The sequence below is a fragment of the Pseudomonas sp. HP_08 genome (assembly GCF_055284095.1).
This window is the reverse complement of record NZ_JBTOQC010000054.1, coordinates 135,729-157,165: the sequence shown is the minus strand read 5'-3', so window position 1 is coordinate 157,165 and position 21,437 is coordinate 135,729. Positions and strand designations below refer to the sequence as shown.

18 protein-coding genes are annotated in these 21,437 nt (G+C 62.0%); 9 read left to right on the top strand and 9 right to left on the bottom strand.

Going from position 1 to position 21,437, the window contains the following annotated elements; translation table 11 throughout:
* Nucleotides 1–84: 84 nt before the first annotated feature.
* The 3 genes from ACYAS9_RS31060 to ACYAS9_RS31050 all read right to left on the bottom strand — a co-directional run bounded on the left by ACYAS9_RS31060 (nucleotide 85) and on the right by ACYAS9_RS31050 (nucleotide 6,269).
* Nucleotides 85–3,771, bottom strand: coding sequence for a translocation/assembly module TamB domain-containing protein (locus ACYAS9_RS31060; RefSeq protein ID WP_463572339.1), 3,687 nt, complete (start codon nucleotides 3,769–3,771; stop codon nucleotides 85–87).
* A complete protein-coding gene (locus ACYAS9_RS31055) occupies nucleotides 3,768–5,492 on the bottom strand; it encodes an autotransporter assembly complex protein TamA (protein WP_463572338.1) in 1,725 nt (574 codons plus the stop codon). Before ACYAS9_RS31055 ends, ACYAS9_RS31060 begins: the two co-directional genes overlap by 4 nt.
* Nucleotides 5,493–5,606: 114 nt before the next feature.
* The gene (locus tag ACYAS9_RS31050) at nucleotides 5,607–6,269 is read right to left on the bottom strand and encodes a GNAT family N-acetyltransferase (protein ID WP_463572337.1); all 663 of its coding nucleotides are present in this window, start codon (nucleotides 6,267–6,269) and stop codon (nucleotides 5,607–5,609) included.
* A 185-nt stretch (nucleotides 6,270–6,454) separates the two neighbouring features.
* Between ACYAS9_RS31050 and xthA the strand changes: the two genes are divergently transcribed.
* The 4 genes from xthA to ACYAS9_RS31030 all read left to right on the top strand — a co-directional run bounded on the left by xthA (nucleotide 6,455) and on the right by ACYAS9_RS31030 (nucleotide 11,561).
* The gene (xthA, locus tag ACYAS9_RS31045; RefSeq protein ID WP_463572336.1) at nucleotides 6,455–7,267 is read left to right on the top strand and encodes an exodeoxyribonuclease III; all 813 of its coding nucleotides are present in this window, start codon (nucleotides 6,455–6,457) and stop codon (nucleotides 7,265–7,267) included.
* Between the two features lie 72 nt (nucleotides 7,268–7,339).
* The gene (locus tag ACYAS9_RS31040) at nucleotides 7,340–8,665 is read left to right on the top strand and encodes a substrate-binding domain-containing protein (RefSeq protein ID WP_463572335.1); all 1,326 of its coding nucleotides are present in this window, start codon (nucleotides 7,340–7,342) and stop codon (nucleotides 8,663–8,665) included.
* Nucleotides 8,666–9,791: 1,126 nt separating this feature from the next.
* Nucleotides 9,792–10,328 carry a FecR/PupR family sigma factor regulator gene (locus tag ACYAS9_RS31035; RefSeq protein ID WP_463572334.1) on the top strand — a complete coding sequence of 179 codons (537 nt, stop codon included), beginning with the start codon at nucleotides 9,792–9,794 and terminating at the stop codon, nucleotides 10,326–10,328.
* 96 nt (nucleotides 10,329–10,424) lie between these two features.
* A complete protein-coding gene (locus tag ACYAS9_RS31030; RefSeq protein WP_463572333.1) occupies nucleotides 10,425–11,561 on the top strand; it encodes a M14 family metallopeptidase in 1,137 nt (378 codons plus the stop codon).
* Here the strand turns inward: ACYAS9_RS31030 and ACYAS9_RS31025 are convergent.
* Nucleotides 11,546–12,769: an MFS transporter gene (locus tag ACYAS9_RS31025; protein ID WP_463572332.1), complete on the bottom strand. Its 1,224-nt coding sequence runs from the start codon at nucleotides 12,767–12,769 to the stop codon at nucleotides 11,546–11,548. The genes ACYAS9_RS31030 and ACYAS9_RS31025 overlap by 16 nt on opposite strands.
* 99 nt (nucleotides 12,770–12,868) lie before the next feature.
* On the opposite strand from ACYAS9_RS31025, the gene ACYAS9_RS31020 reads away from it, so the two are divergent.
* Together ACYAS9_RS31020 and ACYAS9_RS31015 are read left to right on the top strand one after the other, a co-directional pair.
* The gene (locus ACYAS9_RS31020) at nucleotides 12,869–13,411 is read left to right on the top strand and encodes a TetR/AcrR family transcriptional regulator (protein ID WP_463572331.1); all 543 of its coding nucleotides are present in this window, start codon (nucleotides 12,869–12,871) and stop codon (nucleotides 13,409–13,411) included.
* Nucleotides 13,412–13,493: 82 nt separating this feature from the next.
* Nucleotides 13,494–14,777, top strand: coding sequence for a leucine-rich repeat-containing protein kinase family protein (locus tag ACYAS9_RS31015; protein WP_463572330.1), 1,284 nt, complete (start codon nucleotides 13,494–13,496; stop codon nucleotides 14,775–14,777).
* A gap of 12 nt (nucleotides 14,778–14,789) precedes the next feature.
* Here the strand turns inward: ACYAS9_RS31015 and ACYAS9_RS31010 are convergent, their stop codons facing one another.
* Nucleotides 14,790–15,494, bottom strand: a complete 705-nt coding sequence (locus ACYAS9_RS31010; RefSeq protein ID WP_463572329.1) for a YebC/PmpR family DNA-binding transcriptional regulator — start codon at nucleotides 15,492–15,494, stop codon at nucleotides 14,790–14,792.
* A gap of 273 nt (nucleotides 15,495–15,767) precedes the next feature.
* Between ACYAS9_RS31010 and ACYAS9_RS31005 the strand changes: the two genes are divergently transcribed.
* On the top strand, nucleotides 15,768–17,744 hold the full coding sequence (locus ACYAS9_RS31005; protein WP_463572328.1) for a type VI secretion system Vgr family protein: 1,977 nt from the start codon (nucleotides 15,768–15,770) through the stop codon (nucleotides 17,742–17,744).
* On the opposite strand, the gene ACYAS9_RS31000 is transcribed toward ACYAS9_RS31005, so the two are convergent.
* Nucleotides 17,731–18,504, bottom strand: a complete 774-nt coding sequence (locus tag ACYAS9_RS31000; protein WP_463572327.1) for an enoyl-CoA hydratase — start codon at nucleotides 18,502–18,504, stop codon at nucleotides 17,731–17,733. The genes ACYAS9_RS31005 and ACYAS9_RS31000 overlap by 14 nt on opposite strands.
* 27 nt (nucleotides 18,505–18,531) lie before the next feature.
* Nucleotides 18,532–19,731: an acetyl-CoA C-acyltransferase gene (locus ACYAS9_RS30995; RefSeq protein WP_463572326.1), complete on the bottom strand. Its 1,200-nt coding sequence runs from the start codon at nucleotides 19,729–19,731 to the stop codon at nucleotides 18,532–18,534.
* A gap of 124 nt (nucleotides 19,732–19,855) precedes the next feature.
* On the opposite strand from ACYAS9_RS30995, the gene ACYAS9_RS30990 reads away from it, so the two are divergent.
* Nucleotides 19,856–20,344: an LEA/WHy family protein gene (locus ACYAS9_RS30990; RefSeq protein WP_463572325.1), complete on the top strand. Its 489-nt coding sequence runs from the start codon at nucleotides 19,856–19,858 to the stop codon at nucleotides 20,342–20,344.
* Nucleotides 20,345–20,346: 2 nt separating this feature from the next.
* On the opposite strand, the gene ACYAS9_RS30985 is transcribed toward ACYAS9_RS30990, so the two are convergent.
* Nucleotides 20,347–20,601, bottom strand: coding sequence for a hypothetical protein (locus ACYAS9_RS30985; protein ID WP_463572324.1), 255 nt, complete (start codon nucleotides 20,599–20,601; stop codon nucleotides 20,347–20,349).
* A 140-nt stretch (nucleotides 20,602–20,741) separates the two neighbouring features.
* On the opposite strand from ACYAS9_RS30985, the gene ACYAS9_RS30980 reads away from it, so the two are divergent.
* Nucleotides 20,742–21,059: an ElaB/YgaM/YqjD family protein gene (locus ACYAS9_RS30980; RefSeq protein ID WP_459745462.1), complete on the top strand. Its 318-nt coding sequence runs from the start codon at nucleotides 20,742–20,744 to the stop codon at nucleotides 21,057–21,059.
* A 21-nt stretch (nucleotides 21,060–21,080) separates the two neighbouring features.
* Here the strand turns inward: ACYAS9_RS30980 and ACYAS9_RS30975 are convergent, their stop codons facing one another.
* Nucleotides 21,081–21,431 (bottom strand): hypothetical protein, encoded by a 351-nt coding sequence (locus ACYAS9_RS30975; RefSeq protein WP_463572323.1) that lies wholly within the window; start codon nucleotides 21,429–21,431, stop codon nucleotides 21,081–21,083.
* Nucleotides 21,432–21,437 lie beyond the last annotated feature (6 nt).

Below are 21,437 nucleotides of genomic sequence, written 5' to 3'. Positions count from 1 at the left end.
GCAGTTAAGCATGAAAATGCTTCGCGATATAGCGCGAATGACTGCCCGTTCTTTCTCTTTTCACCCCTCGTCAAGCTCCGCCGGTCAGAAGTCCCTCTTGTAGAAGATGTCCAGCGAACTGGCCAGGCCACTGGCCGCTTCCAGATACACCCGCTTGCTGAGCATGTAACGCAGGGCGATGGTATTGGCCGGCTCAAACACGCCGACGCCATAGCGCAGGCTGAGCTTTTCGGTGATTTTGCCACTGGCTACCACGCTGGTCTTGTCACCGGAACCTGCGGTGTCCAGCTCGAAGTCCTTGATGCCCAGGTTGCTGGCCAGCTTGCCGGTGGCCCCGGAACTGCCCGCCACACCCAAGGCCAATGCGGCCTGGGCGACCATATTGTTGTCTTCGCTGTTGGTGCCCAACGGGCGCCCCATGACCAGATACGACAATGCCTGCTCCTGACTCATGGCCGGCTCGGAGAACACCTCGGTGGTCGGCTGATCGGCGCTGCCGGTCAGGCGGATCCCCGCGACCACCTCGTCGACCTGGCGAATCGCTTCAATGTCCAGATACGGCTGGTCGATCGGCCCGGTAAACAGCAAGCGCGCCTTGCGTATGGTCAGGCGCTGGCCATAGGCGCGGTAGCGACCGTCGTTGAGGTTCAGTTCGCCGCGGGTGTCCATGTTGTCACCGATGTGCACCCGCCCGGCCAGGTTGGCGGTCAGGCCAAACCCTGCAAACGCCAGCTGCTCCTGGCCTACCAGCACATTGATGTCCATGGCCATGGCCATTGGCGGCTTGCCCTCTTCGGTCTGCTGACCGACGATCACCGTGTCATCGGACACCTTGACCGTTGAAGGCGGCAGCTCGCGCACGGTGATCTTGCCCTTGGGTACCAGCACGTTGCCGGAGATTTTCAGCTGGTCGCCCTGCATGGCAATCGCCAGGTCCGGCGCGGCTTCAAGCTCCGCATACGGCTCGACGATAATTGGCAAACGCGAGCCTTTGATGCGGATATCCACCGCCAGCGCGTTACCCCAGGCCACTTGCCCACCAATGGTGCCGACCCCGGTCGCGCCGCTTTTCCAGCCGCCGTCCAGTTGCACGCTTTCGCCAGCAATTTGCGCGGTCAGGCGCAAATCCTGCAATTGCATGGGCAGTTCCGGCCCCGACACTTCACCGCCCGACAGGGTCAGATTACCGTTGACCTGCGGCGCCAGCAGGCTACCGGAAATACGCCCGCTGCCATTGAGGCGCCCATTAAGGGTCTCGACCATCGGCGCAAACGGCCGCGCCACCGAGATGTCCACGGCACTCAAGGTAAAGTCGCCGGTGACCGGTTTGTCGCGCGCCACCGGATCAATGCGTGCATTGAGCAGCAGGCGACCCAGGCGGTTGCCGTCGAACTCCAGACGCGAGTCGATGCGCTTGGGCGTCAGGCTGCTGGTCAGCTTGAGCGTGCTATAGGGAAAGTCCAGCCACTGCTGCTTGTCGCGGATACGCAACGTACCGCCACCGGCATCGACGCTGATCTGGCCGCTGGGCCCGGCGGCCGGCACATCGAGCGATACATCGGCATTGACCTGGCCTTTCCAGGCGAAATCCTTGGGCATCCATTGCGCCAGGCTGTCGAGCGGGAAGTTTTTCAGGTGATAGCGCAGACGCGGGTCAGGCATCAGCCGCTGGTTTTCACCGCACAGGCTGGAGCCGCCAGACACAAAGCAATGGGCGCCGAAATTGATTGTGCCGTTGGCCAGGCGCTCAAGGCGTGCCGGCGCCTGCAAGCGCCAGCGCTGGCCGCCACTCTGCACGTCGCCACTGACCAGCCGGCCGCGCCAGTTGTCTTTATCGACACCGCCATCCAGTGCCAGCGCCAGCTTCAGCAACGGGCCTTGCAAATCGAGCTTGAGCTGTTGGGCCTTGAGCGTGCCTTGCCCGTCGACCAACAACGTACCCAACTGGGTGTCGCCGGTCTGGATGCCGTCGCCTTTCAGGTTCAAGGTCGCGCGCTGGGCCTGATCGAGCTTGCCGGTCAGGCTCAGGCGTTGCAGGCGATTGTCCTGAAAAGCCAGAGCATTGCCTTGCAGGTTCAGTTGACCTTGCGGCGCTTGCAGCGTACCGGCCGCCTCCAGGCGACCCTTGACCACGCCTTGCAGGCCCGGCCAGAGTTGCGCCAGGCGCGGCAGGTCCAGATCAAGCTGCCCGCGCAGTTGCTGCGCCAGGCTGCCAGTGCCTTGAATGCGGTTGTCGCCCAGCCGCACCAGCAGCGTGTCGAGCTTCCATTGCTGCCCGTCGCCAGCAGCCTTGGCCTGCAATGCGGCCGGCTGACCGCGCAAACGGCCGGTCAGGTCGAGGTCGGCTTGCAGATCGAGCTTCTCGCCCTTGACACTGCCTTTGCTGCGCAGCGGGCCGCCCAGCGTACCGGGCAGCTCTGCAACCCAGAACGCCGGGTTCAGCGCGCTCAGTTTCAGGTCGGTGTCCCAGCCAACGCCGTCGGCAAAATTCAGGTTCAGGTAACCGCTGGCCTTGCCCTGCCCCGCCACCAGTTCAAGCTGCGGCAGATACACCGATTGCAGGTCGCCACTGAACGGGGTCTGTAGCGTGAAAGCGCCCGCCGGACCATCAGCCCTGGCATTGAAATTACCCAGGTACTTGCCATCGGTGTACGACACCAGCCCTTTGAACTGGCGCAACTTCACCTCAGGCTCGGCAATCTCCGGGTACAGGCGGTGCCAGGGGAAATCCAGCCAGTCCAGCGTGGCATCGGCCTTGAAGCCTTCTGCCCAGCCCAGTGTGCCCTTGAGTGACAGGTGCTGTTTTTCGCTGGCGGTCAGGTCCAGCGCAGCGATCTCGGCCCCCTTGGCATCGACCTTGCCCCGCAACACCAGCGCCACCGGGCCTTTCTCGGCCGGCAAGCTGGCGTTGCCCTGCAATTGATAGCCGGCTGCCAGATCACCCTCGGCCACCAGGTTGAGTTTATTCAGGGTCAGGGTGTCCGGCAGGTCGGGCGTAGCCTTGAAGCTGTCGACCAGCAGATTCAGACGCGCCGGCAGGTTGTCTGCCAGCGGCTGCAACTCGCCGGTCAGCAGCCCCTCAAGATAACCACTGCTTTGCGCCTTGAGCTGCAAGGTTTTGAGCAGTTCACCCTGAACATCCAGCGCCAGGGCCCATTTCTGCTCGCCTTGAGCCGGCAGTTGCAACTGGCCGGTCAGATTCAGCGGCCAGTCGCCACCGGGCGTGAGCAAACCGGCCAGCTCCAGATGCAACTCATCGCGCTGCAAATACACCCGGTCGATCTTCAGCCCTTCGGCCGTCCAGTGCGCGGCCAGTTGCAGGTCCTGCAGTTGATCGACGCCGTCCAGTTGCAGGCTGGCAATCTGGATGTCCTGCACTTCGATGGTCAGCGGCAGGTTCAGGTCCGGCAAGGTCAAGGGACCGGCAGGCTCGCTCGGCTCACTGGCCGGCAATTGCAGGCTGACCTGCCCGGTGTGCAGCTTCTCGATGCACAGCGTCATGCGCAGCAGGCAGGCTGGCGACCAGCTCAGTTGCGGCGCTTCGATGGCCACCCGCTGCTCGCCCTGTTGCCAGACCAATCGTTCGGCTTGCCAACTGCCGCCAAGATGGCCGCTGAAGTGTTCGACCTGCAAGCCCGGCACACGATCAAGCAGCCATTGGCTGCCACGCTGGGTCCCCAGCACAACCGCCAGGGTCAGGCTTATCAATAGAAGAACGGCCAGCAAGCTGGCCGCGGTGATGATCAGACCACGCTTGAGGCGGGCATTCATAATTCCGGTCCCATGGAAAAGTGCAGGCGTACGCCACCATCGCCGTCCAGCGGATGGGCCAGGTCGAGGCGGATCGGCCCGACCGGCGACACCCAGCGCACACCAACGCCCACGCCTGTTTTCAGGCTGGGCATGTCCAGGCTGTTAAAGGCATTGCCCTGATCGACGAACGTCGCCAGCCGCCACTTTTCTGCAATCGAATACTGGTATTCGGCACTGGCAGCGACCATGTAGCGCCCGCCAATGCGGTCGTCATCGGAGTTGGTCGGCGACAGGGTCTGGTAGTCATAGCCGCGCACGCTTTGATCGCCACCGGCGAAAAAGCGCAGCGACGGCGGAATCGACGAATAGCCATTGGTCCAGTTGCCGCCGACCTGCACCCGCCCCAACAGGCGGTGACCGCGGCCTATCGTGGTCAAGCCCTTGAGCAGCGCACTGCCGCGCAGCAGGTTGGTGTCCGACAGCGCACCTTCGGCCGCCACTTGCGCGTCGAATTGCAGGCGATAACCGTTTTGCGGATCGATGCGGTTATCGCTGCGCAAGAACGAATAGCTCACGCCCGGCATCAACAGCGTGCTCAGCCCCGAGTCGTCACCCAGGCGGTATTCCTCACGCTGCCACTTGAGCGACAGCACCCGCTCCCAGCCGCTGGGCAATTTGCTGTGCCATTCAGGCCCCAGGGTCAGCAGCTTGCTGAGGGTGTCGGTGCCGGCAATTTCTTCGTATTGATAGCCGCCGGCAAAACGCAGTTTGTCGGTCAGCGGCGGATCCAGCGGGATGTCGTACCACAGGCCGATATTCTGCCGGGGCGCCGACAGCTCGGATTCAAACCCATAACTGTGGCCTTGCGGGTTAGCCCAGTGGCGGGTCCAGTTGGCCTTGCCGCGCGGCCCGACGTCGGTCGAAAAGCCCAGCCCCAGGCCCATGGTGCGCGGCTTACGGGTTTCGAGCTGGACGTTGACCGGAATCGCCTGACCGACCGCCGTGGTCGGCGTGGCATCGACGCGCACGCCCTCGAAGTAGCCGCTGGACTGCATGGCCTGGTTGAGGTCAGCGATCAGCTGCGAATCGTAAGGGGTGTTTTCCTTGAACGGCACCATGCGCTTGAGCAGGTCGGGGTCGAGCGGCGTATCGCCACTGAACGTCACCTGGCCCAAGGTGTAGCGCGGGCCACTGTCGTAGACCAGATCGATGTCGGCCACGCCGCCCTGCGGGTCGACCGATAACTGCTGGCGGGTAAAACGCCCGCTGAAAAAGCCATAGCGGGAAGCCTGGTTCTGGATCAGCTTCTTGGCGTCTTCATAAAGACCATGGTTGAGCGGCCGGCCCGGCTGCAGTGCGGCGCTTTTGGGCACCTTGAACACGGCCATCGAGGCCGCCGGGCCTTCGACCCGCACGACGACATTGCGCAGGCGCACAGGCTCGCCGGGCTCGATACGGATAATCAATTGTGGCTGCTGGCCGTCCTTGACCTCAGTGTCGATCCGCGCCTGGTAATAGCCCAGCGCCTGCGCCGCCGTGCGGGCCTGTTGCGCCGCACCGAGACTGAACTGCTCCAGGGCCTGCGCATCGCGCTCGCCAAGACTGCCGATGTAACCTTCGACGTTTTCCTTGAGCGCTGCGTTGGCGGGCGTGACATTGACCTGTAAACGCGCCTCGGCATGCACCGTGGTACTCAATGACAGGACAAACAAACTGCTGAATATTCTAAAAGGCTTCATGGGTCCGAATGCTAACACGACTCAATGGCGGCGCCGTCCAGAGAGGGCGTGCCGCGCATCAGGCCGGGGTTTTACCACTCATGCACTCATCATGCTGGGTCATATCATGCTGGGTCATGTAGTGGCGTGAGTCACAGCCCGCGGGCTGGGATGAAAGAACACGTGCTCACGAATCGGGCCAACCGTTACTTCACCGATCTCTTCGTAGCCCTGCTGTTTATAGAACTCAAGATAGCGGGGATTTCCGGTGTCGAGGACTACGCCTCGCGAATGTTCGTCCACCGCGCACCATTCATGCAGGGTCTGCAACAATTTCTCACTCAATTGCTGGCCCATGCGCTGGCCCTGATAGGCCGGATCGAGCCCTACCAACGGCAGCACGTGCACCGCTTGCGAAGGCAGGCAAGCCAGCACGGCGTTGTAGTAGTCCAGATAACGCTGGGTGCAGCTCAGTCCGGTACTGAGCACCATGCGCAAGCGCCAGGCCCAGCTTTCGGTGATGCCCAGGCGGCGTTGCGGTGGTGCAATCAGTGCAACTCCCGCCAGACGGTCTTCGACAAACAGCCCCAGCGCCGGCAGGTCTTGCAGGAAATGCTGCTTGACCAGCGCGTTGACAGTGGCCTTGACCCGCTGTTCATAGCCGGCGCGCTTGTTGTTGAAGACATAGGCAAAGTTCGGGTCGTTGCGGTAGACCTGAAACAGCAGATTGCGGGTCTCGCGCGAGTAACCGCTATCAAGCTGACGGATATCGATCTGGGAAACGGTGGATTCAGGCATACGGCAAAACCTCGTATTAGCGGCAGTGCAAAAAATGTGCAGCTGGCATGCACAGGCTCAGAGTCCTTGATATCCGTGACAGTTCCGGAAATCTGATGGCGATGTAATAACCGCTTGCAGACTGGCCGCAAATGGCCGGGTCAGCTAGCATCGCGGTCTCGTTTTCGCTTCAGGATTGCCGTGTTATGAAAATCGTCTCGTTCAACATCAATGGCCTGCGCGCCCGACCGCATCAACTGGCGGCGCTGATCGAGAAATACCAGCCCGATGTGATCGGCCTGCAGGAAACCAAGGTGTCCGACGAGCAGTTTCCTCAGGCAGAGATCGAAGCCCTGGGTTACCACGTCCACTTCCACGGCCAGAAAGGCCATTACGGTGTTGCCCTGCTGTCGCGCAATGCGCCGCTGGCGCTGCATAAAGGCTTTGAGGGTGATGACGACGAGTCGCAGAAGCGCTTTATCTGGGGCACGTATGCGGACGCCAACGGCCAGCCGGTGACCATCATGAATGGCTATTTCCCACAGGGCGAAAGCCGCGACCACCCGACCAAATTTCCTGCCAAGCAACGCTTCTATAACGATTTGCAAGCACTGCTGGAAAGCCGCTTCAGTAACGACCAACCGCTGGTGGTCATGGGTGACGTCAACATCTCGCCCGAGGACTGCGACATCGGCATTGGCGCCGACAACGCCAAGCGCTGGCTGAAAACCGGTAAATGCAGCTTCCTGCCCGAAGAGCGCGAGTGGATGGCGCGACTGAAGAACTGGGGCCTGGTCGACAGCTTCCGTTACCTGCACCCCGAGGTGAATGACCGCTTCAGCTGGTTCGACTACCGCAGTCGCGGTTTCGAGGACCAACCCAAGCGCGGTCTGCGCATCGACCTGATCATGACCTCGCAAGGCCTGCAACCGCGGATCAAGACGGCGGGCGTCGATTACGACCTGCGCGGCATGGAAAAGCCCTCGGACCACGCGCCGATCTGGCTTGAGTTGAGCTAAACCGCAGCGTCATCGCCCAGTCATATTTGTGTCTTATTCTGCCGGCACCTTTCATGACTCAAGGTGATGCAGATGCTGCGTATTCTGCTTTGCGCACTCCTGCTCGGCAGTGCCCTGCCCGCCCACGCCGCCGCTGATTCACGGGTTCCGGTGCTGCGGCTGCAGGGCTCGAACACCCTTAATGCGCAATTGGGCCCGGCCTTGATCGAAGGGCTGATGCGCCAGCGCGGCCTGCATGATGTAAAAACCCTGCCTGGCGCTGCGGTCAATGAGATGCAGGTTCAGGGTGTCGACGTCAGCGGCACGCTGTATCAGGCGACGGTGGCTGCACACGGCTCAGGCACCGGCTTTACCGCGCTGGCAAAAGGACTTACCGATATTGCGGCTTCTTCACGGCCTATAAAAGAAGAGGAGCTGCAGGCTCTGGCAGGTTACGGCGACTTGCGCAGCGCGCAGGCCGAGCATGTGATCGCCATCGACGGTGTGGCGGTGATCGTGCATCCCTCCAACCCTCTGCGGCATCTGGACACCCGCACGCTGGCGCGTATTTTCAGCGGCGAAATAAGCAACTGGCAGACACTGGGCGGCAGGCCCGGGCGCATTACGCTGTACGCCCGCGACGATCAGTCCGGCACCTGGGAGACTTTTCGTGAACTGGTGCTCGGCCGGCACGGCAAGAGCCTGTCTGGGCACGCGCGGCGCCTGGAGTCCAGCGAACAGTTGTCCGACGAGGTCAGCCGCGATCCCAACGGCATTGGCTTTATCGGCCTGCCATACGTGCGTCACGCCCGCGCCCTGGCCATCGCCGATGGCGACTCGCAGCCCATGCCGCCCAGCCTGGAACTGATTGCCACCGAAGATTACCCACTTTCACGCCGGCTGTACCTGTATGTGCCGCCGCATCTGCAACAGCCCTGGGCTCAGGCACTGGTGCATTTCGCACAGAGCCCCGAAGGCCAGGCGATCGTGGCCGACAGCGGCTTTGTGGCCCAGCGCGTACAGACGATCAAGGTGCGCCCGACGGGTCAGATGCCCGGTGGCTATCAGGCGCTGAGCCGTGAAGCCGAGCGGCTGTCGATCAACTTTCGCTTCGATCAGGGCAGCGCCCGGCTGGACAACAAGGCGCTGTTCGACGTACAGCGGGTTGTCGACTTTCTCAAGGCCCACGACAAACTGGACCGTCAGGTGACACTGGTCGGTTTCGGTGATGCCAAGGATGATCCGGAGCGCGCCACCCTTCTCTCACGACTGCGGGCCATGGCGGTGCGCCGTGAGTTGCTGCGCCACGATGTGATCCTGCGGGATGTGATCGGCCTGGGTGAAGAAATGCCGGTGGCCAACAACGAGGCCGATGACGGCCGGATTCGCAACCGCCGGGTCGAAGTCTGGGTCTATTGAATCGCTGCGCGCTTGACAGCACCGCGCTCGTCGGGCAGAAAGTGCGACACATTGTCACGTAGTGTTACCCTACACGAAAGTATTACGAAAAACGGGTAGCACGGAAACATTCCAGCGTTGATAGCCGGCCGCCATGAACGTGGCATTTCGGCCAAAAGCCCGATTTACGGGGCTTTGCAAAACCTGGCACGGCTCCTGCTATATATTTCGTACAACAAGAACAAGAAATCGCAGCAAACCAATAAAAACAAGACGTAACGGCTCTGACATAACAAGAACAACACGGACAGAGGCGCAGCCAACAGATTTTTTTGGAGTAGACAGCTTTTCGGGGCTTTGCCCTCGCAACCCGTCGCAAAACAACAAGACTGCACAGGCAGCTGGAAGACAGGTTGGATCAATTGATGAAGGCGAGTCAGCGCTCAAAAAAATACGTTTGCTCTTGATCCCGAATGGGGATCGCCAGAAGCGGTAACGGGTAAGGTCGCCAAAAACAATAATAGACCGCCCCGAACAATAAAAAGAGCATACAAAGAAACCTTGAAGGGGAGCCCAGGCTCCCCTTCGTGCTTTCCGGCATTTGATAAGCGCAAGGCGGCCACGCTGCAGGCCATGTCATTTCTGACAGGTCGGTAGTCATCGATAGCGAAGGAATGGAGAGTGCTGACGGCAGGAAAATCGCAAGCAGGCCCTTCTGGAGAGGGCGCACGGAATTTTTATTTCAGAGGAGAGCAAAAAAGAGCTTGACGCTCAAATGATAATGATTATTATTGCATTGGCTGGTCGCGAGACCGGCGGGTAACCCAGGAGTCTTAGGTCGACTCCCGGATTATCTCCTCATCAGGCTAATCACGGTTTTTGACCCGGCTTTTTGCCGGGTCTTTTTTTTGGTTTTTTCTCGCTGCTTCAGGCTAATGAAGTCGGCACGTGTTGCGTATGGCGCGCATCATAGCAAAACAATATCGGGCTGCCTTATAGATTTTGTCTTGCGGCCTGATCAAAACCGGTAATTGTTGACGTTTTTCGCTTGAGAATGATTCTCGAACTCACTAATCTAGCGAAATCACGGACGGCACACTTCAATCAAGGATGCCTTCCTCCACGGAAGATCAGCGAGCGATACATCATGAGTAGCCAGCTCTCGTCCTTACTGCCCCTCGCCACCCAGCCCACGGCTCAAGCCAGTGCTGAGACCCTCGAACTGAGCCGGCGGTTACGCAAGCTGTCGCGGCGTACCCGACAGATTTTCCTGCTCAGTCGCCATGAAGGCCAGTCCTACACAGAAATTGCCGATTTTCTGGGTGTCGATGCCAGCAAGGTCGAGCGCGCCATGCTGCGCGTGATGCGCCACGCCCATCGCCCACTGTCGGACACCGATGCGCAGCTCGCTGCACACGATCAGGCCGACGCCTGGTACATCCACCTGCAAAGCCCGGCGGCGACCGCCAGCCAGCGGATCGAGTTTCGCCATTGGCTCGATGCCAGCCCTGTTCATCTGGCCGCGTTCCAGGCCAGCGAACGCCTGTGGCGCCAGTTGCAGGCACCGGCCGCACTGCTGGGCGCTTCCGGCTGGCATCTGCGCAAGCGCCGTGCCTACCTGAGCTGGTACCTGGCCACCGGCTTTGTCTGCAGCCTGATGATGACCGCCGAGGCTTTCAGCTGACCATAGTTGGCCGATTGATGACAGAACCCTGCGGGCAACCTCTGTAAAGTAAGTGTCATATGTTCTATCCGGCACTTGCGCACACAGGGAGACACCGTGAGTCTGATCATCAGCGCCAACTTCGACAGCGGCAATATTGACGTCATCAATGCCAGCGACCCGGCCCGTATCGAACTGGCCATCCGCCCCGACACCCGCAGCGCGCATTTTCAGTGGTTTCACTTCAAGGCCAGCGGCCTGACGCCTGGCGTCGAGTACACCTTCAGGCTGGGCAATGCCAGTCAGTCGAGCTACAAACACGCGTGGAGCGGCTACAACGCTGTCGCCTCCACCGATCAGACGAACTGGTTTCGCGTGGCCTCGAACTTCGACGGCCAGGCCCTGAGCTTTACCTTCAAGGCCGAGCAGCCACACGCCTGGTTTGCCTACTTCGAACCCTATAGCCGCGAACGTCACGACGCCCTTATTGCCCAGGCGCTGGACGCCGCCGGCTGCGAACTGCTGGCCAGCGGGCAAAGCGTCGAGGGCCGGGCCATTCCATTACTGCGCAAGGGTGACGGCGCGCCCGGCAAGCGCAAGCTCTGGATCATCGCCCAGCAACACCCTGGCGAGCACATGGCCGAATGGTTCATGGAAGGCGTCATCGAGCATTTGCAGCGCACCGATGACGCGCAACTGCAGACATTGCTCGCCGCGGCCGACCTGTATCTGGTTCCCAACGTGAACCCCGATGGCGCCTGGCATGGCCATCTGCGCACCAATGCGCCGGGCAAGGACCTCAACCGCGCCTGGCAGGACAGCAATGCGCAGGACACCCCGGAAGTGTTCTTCATCCAGCAGCAGATGGCGCATTACGGCGTCGACCTGTTTCTCGATGTGCATGGCGACGAAGAGATTCCCTATGTGTTCACCGCCGCCTGCGAAGGTAATCCTGGCTACACCGCGCAACAGGCTGAACTTGAAGCGCTGTTTCGTAGCACGCTGGAGCAGATCACGCCGGACTTCCAGAGCGTCCATGGCTACCCGCGCAGCGCTCCCGGCCAGGCCAACATGGCGTTGGCCGCCAACAGCGTGGGCGAACAATACAAATGCCTTTCGCTGACCCTGGAAATGCCTTTCAAGGACCATGACAACGCTCCGAATCCGGTCACCGGCTGGTCAGGCCAGCGCTCGAAGCATCTGGGCCGCGACGTATTGTCGACCCTGTCGCGCCTGGTTCATGTGTTGCGTTGAACGGCTATGGCGCCAGCACGCTGGCGCAACAAGCTGGCCAGCGCCAGCAACGCCAGCAGGATCACCAAGGCGCCATAGACCTTGCTGGTGACGATCAACCCGAAGGTGCGTGAGGCAAATCCGGCGGCCAGGGCGGGCAGGCAGAACGCCAGATAGCTGACGACATAAAAGGTCGACATCAGCCCGGCGCGCTCTTCGGGCCGGGCCAGCGGCACCAGCAGACGCAAGGCGCCGAGAAAGCCGGCACCAAAGCCAATGCCGGCGATCAGCGTGCCGAACAGAAATACGCCAAGCGAGCCGCCCTGCACTGCCAGCAGAATCACGATGACGCCCACGGGCAGAAAACTTGCGCCTGCCCATAAGCCCTGCACGGGCTCGCGGCTGCGCATCACCAGAATCGACATCGCACCGCTCAGCGTCAGCGTCGCTACCGCCAGCCCGCCGTTCAGCGGCGAATGCGAACCGGTGGCGGCTGCCAGCAGCGACGGGCTCAAGGACAGAAAGAAACCACCCAGCGCCCAGGCGGCAATGTCCACCGGCAGCACACGCCAGAACATCGCGCGAGCGCGCAACGGCACGTGCAGCGAAGGCCGTAACGACGCCAGCGCGCCAGGCCTGCGCGCGGCACTTTCCGGCAAGCGCCATAGATAGCCGGCCTGGAACACGAAACACGCCAGCAGCAGCGCGTAAGGCAGCAACAACGGCCAGGGTGCCTGGATCACCAGCAAGGCGGTGCCCAGCGCACCGGCCGCCATTCCGAACATCGGCGCGATGCTGTTGACCAGCGCGCCCAGCACCGGGTCGCCATCGAGCATCGCAGCGCCAAGAGCACTGGCGGCCATGCCTGTGGCAAAGCCCTGTAGCAGCCTTGCGCCGATCAGCCAGGCCGGATTACTGGCGAAGATGAACAACAGCATCGCCACCACTTGCACCAGCAGCGCTGCAAAGATCACTGGCCGGCGCCCCAGGTAATCCGACAGCGCGCCGAAGCTGAGCAAGGCCGCCAGCAGGCTGAAGGCATAGACCGCAAAAATCAGTGCCAGCATGCCCGGCGAAAATCCCCAGGCCTGCTGATACAACGGGTACAGCGGAGTCGGGGCGCTGGACGCGGCAAAAAAGCACAGCAGCACAAAGGCCAGGAAGCCCAGACTGGACTTGCCCACTACGACCGGCGGTGGCGACGCAGGGTTATGCGAAGTCAGGGACATGAGTACACTCTCCAGCAATGTTTCATTAAAGCCTAAAATTAGCCTTAACTCTGAACCTGCTCAGAGCTTAAAGCAAATACTTTGCGTTAAGGTCGACATATGGCTATCAAAGAGAGCGTCCGCACCGGCGGACGCAGCGCCCGGGTACAGGCATCGATCCATCAGGCGGTTCGCGATCTGCTGCAAGAACACGAGCGTGCAAACCTCAGCGTGCCGATGATTGCCGCCCGCGCAGGTGTTACGCCCTCGACCATTTATCGTCGCTGGGGCGACCTCACCCACCTGCTGGCCGATGCAGCCATGGAGCATGTGCGCCCGGACGCGCCGATCGACCAGGGCAACCTGCGTGACGACCTGCTGGTCTGGAGCGAGCTGTACCTGGAAGACATGTCATCGACGCCGGGTCGGGAAATGCTGCATGACGTAATCGCCAGCAGCGCGTGCTCCGGCAAATGCGTGGCCATCGTGCGCGGGCAACTGGAGGTCATCCTCGAGCGTGCCCAGGCCCGCGGCGAAGCCTGCCCCGAGGCAGAAGACCTCATCGACGGCGTGGTGGCCCCGATCATCTACCGCATTCTGTACACCGGCACCGCGCCGACGCTGGCAAGGGTGCAAGGCTGGGTCGAACGCTGTCTCGGCTGATGCCGCGCTGGCTTGAGGCGCACCACTGAACAGCCAATGCGCTTATCATGCGCACCCGTCCGATCAATGGCCTCCTCTTCACATGCACACCCTTGCAGATCTGCGCGCCGGCAAGCTGGCCGGCATCCAACGCCTGGACCTGGGCTGCGGCCTGGAAACCTTTCCGGCTGAAATTTTCGACCTGGCCGACTCGCTCAAGGTGCTTAACCTGAGCGGTAATGCCCTGAGCCGCCTGCCCGACGACCTTTACCGCCTCAAGCACCTGCAAGTGCTGTTTGTCTCTGACAACCGCTTCACCGAACTGCCCGCCTGCCTGGGCAAGTGCACGCAGTTGCGCATGATCGGCTTCAAGGCCAACCGCATACAGCATGTGCCCGCCGAGGCACTGCCGCGCAATTTGCGCTGGCTGATCCTGACGGACAACCGCATCGAGACACTGCCAGACGCACTGGGCGAATGCCGGGCGTTGCAAAAGCTGATGCTGGCCGGCAACCGCTTGACCCGCCTGCCGGACAGCCTGGCCAACTGTCACCAGCTTGAACTGCTGCGTATTGCCTCAAACCAGTTGAGCGAGCTGCCCGACTGGCTGCTGGACCTGCCGGCACTGGCGTGGCTGGCGCATTCCGGCAACCCGTTCAGCGTCAGCCCTGCCATCGAAGCCAGCCGCCAGATCGACTGGGCCCGACTTGAGGTGCGTCAACGCCTGGGCGAAGGGGCTTCCGGGGTGATTCAGCAAGGGGTCTGGCGCAACGGCAGCACTGAACGTGCGGTGGCGATCAAGCTGTACAAGGGCGAACTGACCAGTGATGGCTCGCCACTGGATGAAATGCAGGCGTGCATCAAGGCCGGTACGCATCGGCAACTGATCGAGGTAGTGGGTGAAGTCGCCCAGCATCCCGAGGCGCGTCGCGGGCTGGTGATGGGGCTGATCGATCCTGCCTTTGCCAATCTGGCAGGTCCGCCGAGCCTGGAATCCTGCACTCGCGACATCTACCCCGCCGACACCCGCCTGACGCTGTCAGCGCTGCTGCAACTGGCCCGCGGCATCGCCTCGGTCACCGCGCATCTGCACGCGCAAGGCATGACCCATGGCGATCTGTATGGCCATAACATTGTCTGGCAGAGCAACGGCGAGTGCCTGCTGGGCGATTTCGGCGCCGCGTCCTTTCACCCGTCAAGCCAGGCGGCCGGCGCACTGGAGCGAATCGAGACACGGGCCTTCGGGATTTTACTCAGCGAGTTGCTGCAGCGTTGCCCCGAGCGTGCGGCTCAGCCGCACCTGCAAGCGCTGGCCGAACGCTGCATGCAGGCCGATGTTCGAATGCGGCCCGCGATGCAGGAGGTTTACAGCCAGTTGCTGGCGTAACGAGCGATATCGTCAGCCTGCCAGGCCGACGTACATGTTCTGCACATCGTCGTTTTCGTCGATGGCTTCAAGGAACGCCTCGACCTCGGCCAGTTGCTCTTCGCTCAGGCCTTCGACCGGGTTTTTCGGGCGGTAGCCCAGTTGCACCGACTGCACGGTAAAGCCTTGATCAGGCAGCGCCTTGCACACGGCGTCGACGTCGGTGGGCTCGGTCAGGAACAGCACGGTGCCGTCTTCGCCGGCTTCGCAGTCCTGGGCGCCGGCTTCGATGGCGGCTTCTTCGGCGTCCAGGCCCGGCTTGTCAGCCACCGCCTCGATCATGCCTTGGTACAGGAAGTCCCAGGCCACCGAACCCGAAGCGCCCAACTGGCCCTTGCGGAACAGCACGCGAATTTGCGCGACGGTGCGGTTGACGTTGTCGGTCAGGCACTCGACGATCACCGGCACCTGGTGCGGAGCAAAGCCTTCGTAGGTCACACGCTCGAAGCTGACCGTTTCGCCTAACAGGCCTGCGCCCTTCTTGATGGCCCGCTCCAGGGTGTCGCGCGGCATCGAGGCTTTCTTGGCTTGCTCGACGACCAGGCGCAGGCGCGAGTTCATTTCAGGATCGGCACCGGCGCGTGCAGCGACCATGATCTCTTTGGACAGCTTGCCGAAAATCTTGCCCTTGGCGTTGGCAGCTGCTTCTTTATGTTTGACTTTCCACTGTGCGCCCATGTCTGCTCTCTTGATTCGCTGGCGCCCCGGCCGCATACGGTCAGGGTATTGAAAAAGGGATTGTCCGAAACGTGCCGGACACAGGGCGTGCATTCTATACGCCCGCAGCGCAGATGAAACCCCTCTTGGGGGCGCACGTTTCGCGTGTAGGACAATTACACCTGAGGCGCCCAAAGCTGTAGTCCATTTCTGAAAAACCGGACAGGCCTGCTTTTGCGCCGTGGCATTCCGTACCCTTCGCAGCTTTGAAACTCATGGAGAGAGAGCCCGCGAATGCCACACGATCAACCCAGGTCGATAACCCTGGCGATTGCCGACTGCCAATCGGACCTGCAGGTGGTCGGTTTCACTGGCCGCGAGGCGCTCAATGAAACCTGGCGCTTCGATATCGACCTGATCAGCCGCGACCCGCACCTTGATTTCAGCGCCCTGCTGCAACGCAGCGCCTGCCTCAAGCCGGACCCGAGCCACGCCGGCATACACGGTGAAATCGGCAGTGCCAGCCAGGTGTATGCCGGCACCTGCCTGAGCCACTACCGGCTCAGCCTGTGGCCGCGCCTGCAACGGTTGGCACAGCCGCGTCGCCAGCAAGTGTTCCTGAACCTGAGCGTGCCGCAACTGATCGAACACCTGCTGCGCGAACGTGGCCTGGACGCAACGCACTATCGCTTTGAGCCCTTGTGCGGCGTCTACCCGCCTCGCCCATTGTGTGTGCAGCATCACGAGAGTGACCTGCACCTGCTGCAACGCCTGTGCGAAGAGGAAGGCATTCACTTTCGCTTCGACGGCCAGCACTGGGTGTTTGCCGATGATTGCGCCAGCTTTGCGGAACGTTCTGGTGCCTTGTACCTGATGGGCCGCGCCGAAGACCCGACGCACGAGCAGATCAGCCACCTGGCCGAATCGTTGAGCCTGCAACCGGCCCAGCCTTTTACATCCTTGCACCCGGAGGCGCTGCTGCCGCCCGCCATCGACGGCCATTCACCTCAAGACGAACAGGACGGCAAACGGGCCGATAATCAGGCTTACCCCAAGGTTTCAGGCATGCCGGCACAAGACGCTATCAGTACCTGGCAACGCCAGCGCAGTGCACGCCAGCTCCAGCGCCTGCGCATCGAGCGGCGCCAGACAAGCGGCTGCAGCCGGTTGCCGAGCCTGCGCTGCGGTCAGGTCGTGCAGGTGCTCGGGCATCCCGAACCGCGCTTCAACGACCATTGGCTGCTGACCTGGATTCGTCACGCCGGCAAACAGCCCGAGGCTTTTGAAGGCCATGACCCGCACGATGTCGCGGCCATCATCAGGATCTTGTCTGCCGCCCCACTGGCGGACTCGCTGCCCGATGACCGGTTCGACGCAGGCTATCGCAACCGCTTCGGCGTGATCCCCTGGACCGAACCGTTCCGGCCGACGCTGCGTCACCCGAAGCCTTCAATCTACGGTTTGCACGCGGCCACCTTGATGGGCAGCGACATCGACCCTCAAGGCTGCCTGCCGATTCGCCTGGACTGGCAAACACTGGACCGGCAAACACTGCACTTGCAAACGATGGACCGACAAACAGAACCGCCTGCGAACGATCGCTGGCCACCGGCATTCGTGGTGCGCAGCCAGGCGTTGACGGCGCAAGCGTTGCAGGCCGGTTGCCGCGTGCAGATCGGCTATCTGGATAACGACCCTGACCGCCCGCTGATCTACGCCCCGCTTGCGCCGGCGCCCAGTGAAACGGCCACGCGCTGGTGGCTGGACGACCAGGCGCTGCAGCCTGGGAACCTCGCCGTACACAGCGGGCAGGTATTGCGCATCCAGTCCAGCGGACCGCTGACGTTGCAGGGTCGGGGCAGCCTGCATATCGAACCTCAGGCCATTACCGCCACAAGCATCACCGGGCTGCAGATTGGCCAGGCTGCCCTTGCGACGGTTAACTTGCAAGACCTGCACGACCTGCGCCTGCCTCCTCAAGGCACCACACCGGCCCGGTGCCTGTGGTACATCGTGCGCATGGCGCAACCCGGGCTTGAATACCTGTCGCGGCTGGATCCCGAGCACTTTCTGTTCGAGGGCCGCACGGACGCCGACGGTTACCTGGGGCTGACGCCCGAGCAGCAACGGCAACTGGCCCTGGAATATGCCCGTACGCCTGACAACCTGTGCCTGATCCACCCTGGGCGGTGCATCACGCTCAAGGAGTTCTTTCGCCAGTACCACGGCGAAAACCGGTATCAGGCGCGGCTCGACCCTAGCGTCCCTTGAACAGCGGCGGTCGCTTGTCGATAAAGGCGGCCATACCCTCTTTCTGATCGTGGCTGGCGAACACTGCATGAAAGACCCGGCGTTCAAAGCGAATGCCTTCGGCCAGGCTGACCTCGAAGGCGCGGTTAACGCTCTCCTTGACCATCATGGCCACGGGCAGGGATTTTTCGGCAATCAGCGCTGCCGCCGCCATGGCCTCCTCCAGCAACCGTTCAGGTGCCAGCACCCGCGCCACCAGCCCGGCGCGTTCGGCTTCGTGGGCATCCATCAAGCGCCCGGTCAGGCACAGGTCCATGGCCTTGGCCTTGCCAACGGCGCGGGTCAGACGCTGGGTACCGCCCATGCCCGGCAACACGCCCAGGTTGATTTCCGGCTGACCGAAACGGGCGTTGTCCGCCGCCAGGATGAAATCGCACATCAGTGCCAGCTCGCAACCGCCACCCAGGGCAAAACCGGCCACGGCCGCGATCATCGGCTTGCGTCTGGCGGCAATCCTGTCGCTTTCGACAAACAGGTCATCCAGGTAAATCTGCGGGTAGCTCAGTTCGGCCATTTCCTTGATATCGGCGCCAGCGGCAAACGCCTTGTCGGAGCCGGTCAGTAAGATGCAGCCAATCTGCGGGTCGGCCTCGAAATCGTTCAGGGCCTGATTCAGTTCATCGATCAAACGGGCATTCAAGGCATTCAGCGCCTTGGGGCGATTGAGGGTAATCAGCGCTACCCGGCCACGCACCTCTGTCAGAATTTCACCGTAACTCATTGATTTTTATCCTTATTAAAACGCCAATCAGTAAACCAGCTCGACAGCCATCGCCGTTGCCTCACCGCCGCCAATGCAAATGGCCGCCACCCCACGCTTGAGTTGCCTGCGCCGCAATGCCGATAACAAGGTCACCAGAATACGCGCCCCGGAGGCGCCGACCGGATGACCCAGCGCACAGGCACCGCCATGAATGTTGACCTTGTCGTGAGGCAATCCTAATTGACTCATGGCGACCAGAGTGACCACGGCAAAGGCCTCATTGATCTCGAACAGGTCGACATCATCCGCCTGCCAGCCGGTTTTGGCCCACAGTGCGCGAATCGCTCCGATCGGCGCGGTGGTGAACAGCCCTGGCCGGTCGGCATAGGCTGCGTGCCCGTGGATAATCGCCAAGGGCGTGAGACCCAGCTGTTCGGCGTGCGAACGGCGCATCAACAGCAAGGCCGCCGCGCCATCGGAAATCGAACTGGCATTGGCGGCGGTAACAGTCCCGCCTTCACGAAAGGCCGGCTTGAGGGTCGCAATCCTGTCCGGTCGCGCCTTGGGCGGCTGCTCATCGTGAGCAATGGTTTGCTGCTGTTTGCCGACAGTGACCTCGACCGGAACGATTTCGGTCTCGAACCAGCCCTGGGCAATCGCCTCTTGGGCGCGACTCAACGAAGCCAGTGCGAAGGCATCCTGGTCTTCGCGGCTGAAGCCACCGGCCTGCGCACACTCTTCGGCGTAGGTGCCCATCAGCCGGCCGGGCTCGAAGGCATCTTCAAGGCCGTCATAGAACATATGGTCCAGCACCCGGCCATGCCCCATGCGGTAGCCGTCCCGTGCCCGGTCCAGCAAGTAAGGCGCATTGGACATGCTCTCCATGCCTCCGGCGACCACCACCCGGGCGCTGCCGGCCAGCAGCAGGTCATGGGCCTGAATCACGGTCTGCATGCCCGAGCCGCACATCTTGTTCACCGTGGTGCAGCGAGTGGCCACCTCAAGGCCTGCGCCCAGCGCCGCCTGCCGGGCCGGAGCCTGGCCAAGGCCTGCCGGCAGCACGCAGCCGAACAGCACTTCTTCGACCGCCCGCGGGTCGATACCGGCACGCTCCACGCAGGCAGCAATCGCCGCGCTGCCCAGCCGGGTGGCACTCAGGCTGCGCAGGTCGCCCTGAAAGCCGCCCATGGGCGTGCGCGCCGCACTGACGATGACAACAGGGTCGTGAAGGGTTTTGCTCGACATGATTGTTTCTCCCAAGGCCATCATGATCGCCTTGAGGGTAGTCCACCGGGCGGCGCGCAGCCTGCCAGGCGAATATCTGCGCGGCACCGGGGTCTGATCCTGTGAACCGGATCTGGAGCCCGCCATGCTGCGTCATATTGCCCGCCTGCTGCTTGTCACCCTGCCCTTGCTGCTGGGCGCTTGCGCCCTGCTGCCCGACCGCGATCCGTTGCTGATCGATGTGGTGGGCATCGAGGCCTTGCCGGGCCAGGGACTGGAGGTGCGCATGGCGGTGAAACTGCGGGTACAGAATCCCAACGACACGGCCATCGAATACGATGGCGTGGCCTTGCGACTGGAGGTCAATGAGCGATTACTGGCCGCCGGCGTCAGCGACCAGCGCGGCAGCGTCGGCCGGTTTGGCGAAACCGTGCTGGTGGTGCCGGTGAGCATCTCGGCGTTTTCCGCGCTGCGCCAGGCGCTGGGCCTGGCGCAAGGGCAAGCGGTGGACGCGATGCCCTATACCCTGCATGGCAAACTGGCCGGCGGACTGTTCGGCACCCAGCGCTTCAGCAGCAGCGGCACCTTGAGGCTGCCGGGCAGCGCCGGCAACAGTGGAAGTGGCAGCTGGTAGCGTCAGCGAGAAGCGGCCACCAGGCGATTGAGTTCGCTGCGCACCATGTTGGCGAATTCCGGCGGGCTGAGGTTATCCAGCTCTGCGCGGGCCCATTCGGACCACTTGCCCTTGCGTTTGGAGCGCTCGCCGATCAGGCGTGCCGCTTCACTCTTGGCCTTGCCCAGGTTGCTTTGCCACAGATCGAACAGGCGAGACTTTTCATCTTCCAGTTCGGCACGTTCGGCCAGGGGACGGTTGGCGAGATTGAAACTCATGACGGTGACCTCTTACAAAAACCGGCGACAATCTTACACCGCGCATCACCGGTGCCGCTTGATATGCGGGAAAAAGGTTGCAACTTTTCCGACGGCCGCATACTCCATTGGTCATCGCCATCAACTGAAAGGAAAACACCATGGCCCGCAAAAGAACCGAACAGAACCTCACTGACCAGATCAAGGACCAGACCTTCAGCGAGCTGCAGGCGCTGATCGAAGAGTCCGACAAGCTGCTCAAGGACAGCGCCTCACTGGTCGGCGAAGAAGCGGAAAACCTGCGCGAGCAACTGAGCGTCAAACTCAAGCAGGCCGCCGAGTCGATCACCAGCGTGCGCGAGCGCACCCGTCCGGTGGTCGAAGCCACCGAGACGTACATCGGTGGTCATCCTTGGCAGACGGTGGCCATCTCGGCAGGTTTTGGCCTGGTGGTAGGCCTGCTGCTGGGTCGTCGCTAAGCCATCGGGGGAATCGCGCCATTACAACGCGCGATTCACCACACCCGGTTCAGCAAAACGGTGGGACTTGGCGACCTTGGCCTGCAAGGCCGTCAATTGCGTTTTAGCCTGATCCTCGGACTCGTAAGGGCCCAGCAGGATCTGCTGCTTGCCGTCGATGTTGACGATCACCGGCGCGTAGCTGCGCTCGAGCAGCCAGGCGCTGGTGTCGCTGACCGCCTCGCGCGTGTTCATCTGGATGTACCACTTCGGCTGCTTGACCTCTGCTGCCTGAACAGGCGCACTGGCGGCTTCGCGAGCCGGTGGCTGAGGCTTGCCTGCGTCGCATCCGGCCAGTGCCAGCACTGCCATCATCAATACCCTCTTGCGCACGTCGAA

What these genes read in the sequence shown, in the direction of transcription:
- ACYAS9_RS31060 (WP_463572339.1), bottom strand. Translation starts at nt 3,771, where the DNA reads ATGAATGCCCGCCTCAAGCGTGGTCTGATCATCACCGCGGCCAGCTTG.
- ACYAS9_RS31055 (WP_463572338.1), bottom strand. Translation starts at nt 5,492, where the DNA reads ATGAAGCCTTTTAGAATATTCAGCAGTTTGTTTGTCCTGTCATTGAGT.
- ACYAS9_RS31050 (WP_463572337.1), bottom strand. Translation starts at nt 6,269, where the DNA reads ATGCCTGAATCCACCGTTTCCCAGATCGATATCCGTCAGCTTGATAGC.
- xthA (WP_463572336.1), top strand. Translation starts at nt 6,455, where the DNA reads ATGAAAATCGTCTCGTTCAACATCAATGGCCTGCGCGCCCGACCGCAT.
- ACYAS9_RS31040 (WP_463572335.1), top strand. Translation starts at nt 7,340, where the DNA reads ATGCTGCGTATTCTGCTTTGCGCACTCCTGCTCGGCAGTGCCCTGCCC.
- ACYAS9_RS31035 (WP_463572334.1), top strand. Translation starts at nt 9,792, where the DNA reads ATGAGTAGCCAGCTCTCGTCCTTACTGCCCCTCGCCACCCAGCCCACG.
- ACYAS9_RS31025 (WP_463572332.1), bottom strand. Translation starts at nt 12,769, where the DNA reads ATGTCCCTGACTTCGCATAACCCTGCGTCGCCACCGCCGGTCGTAGTG.
- ACYAS9_RS31020 (WP_463572331.1), top strand. Translation starts at nt 12,869, where the DNA reads ATGGCTATCAAAGAGAGCGTCCGCACCGGCGGACGCAGCGCCCGGGTA.
- ACYAS9_RS31015 (WP_463572330.1), top strand. Translation starts at nt 13,494, where the DNA reads ATGCACACCCTTGCAGATCTGCGCGCCGGCAAGCTGGCCGGCATCCAA.
- ACYAS9_RS31010 (WP_463572329.1), bottom strand. Translation starts at nt 15,494, where the DNA reads ATGGGCGCACAGTGGAAAGTCAAACATAAAGAAGCAGCTGCCAACGCC.
- ACYAS9_RS31005 (WP_463572328.1), top strand. Translation starts at nt 15,768, where the DNA reads ATGCCACACGATCAACCCAGGTCGATAACCCTGGCGATTGCCGACTGC.
- ACYAS9_RS31000 (WP_463572327.1), bottom strand. Translation starts at nt 18,504, where the DNA reads ATGAGTTACGGTGAAATTCTGACAGAGGTGCGTGGCCGGGTAGCGCTG.
- ACYAS9_RS30995 (WP_463572326.1), bottom strand. Translation starts at nt 19,731, where the DNA reads ATGTCGAGCAAAACCCTTCACGACCCTGTTGTCATCGTCAGTGCGGCG.
- ACYAS9_RS30990 (WP_463572325.1), top strand. Translation starts at nt 19,856, where the DNA reads ATGCTGCGTCATATTGCCCGCCTGCTGCTTGTCACCCTGCCCTTGCTG.
- ACYAS9_RS30985 (WP_463572324.1), bottom strand. Translation starts at nt 20,601, where the DNA reads ATGAGTTTCAATCTCGCCAACCGTCCCCTGGCCGAACGTGCCGAACTG.
- ACYAS9_RS30980 (WP_459745462.1), top strand. Translation starts at nt 20,742, where the DNA reads ATGGCCCGCAAAAGAACCGAACAGAACCTCACTGACCAGATCAAGGAC.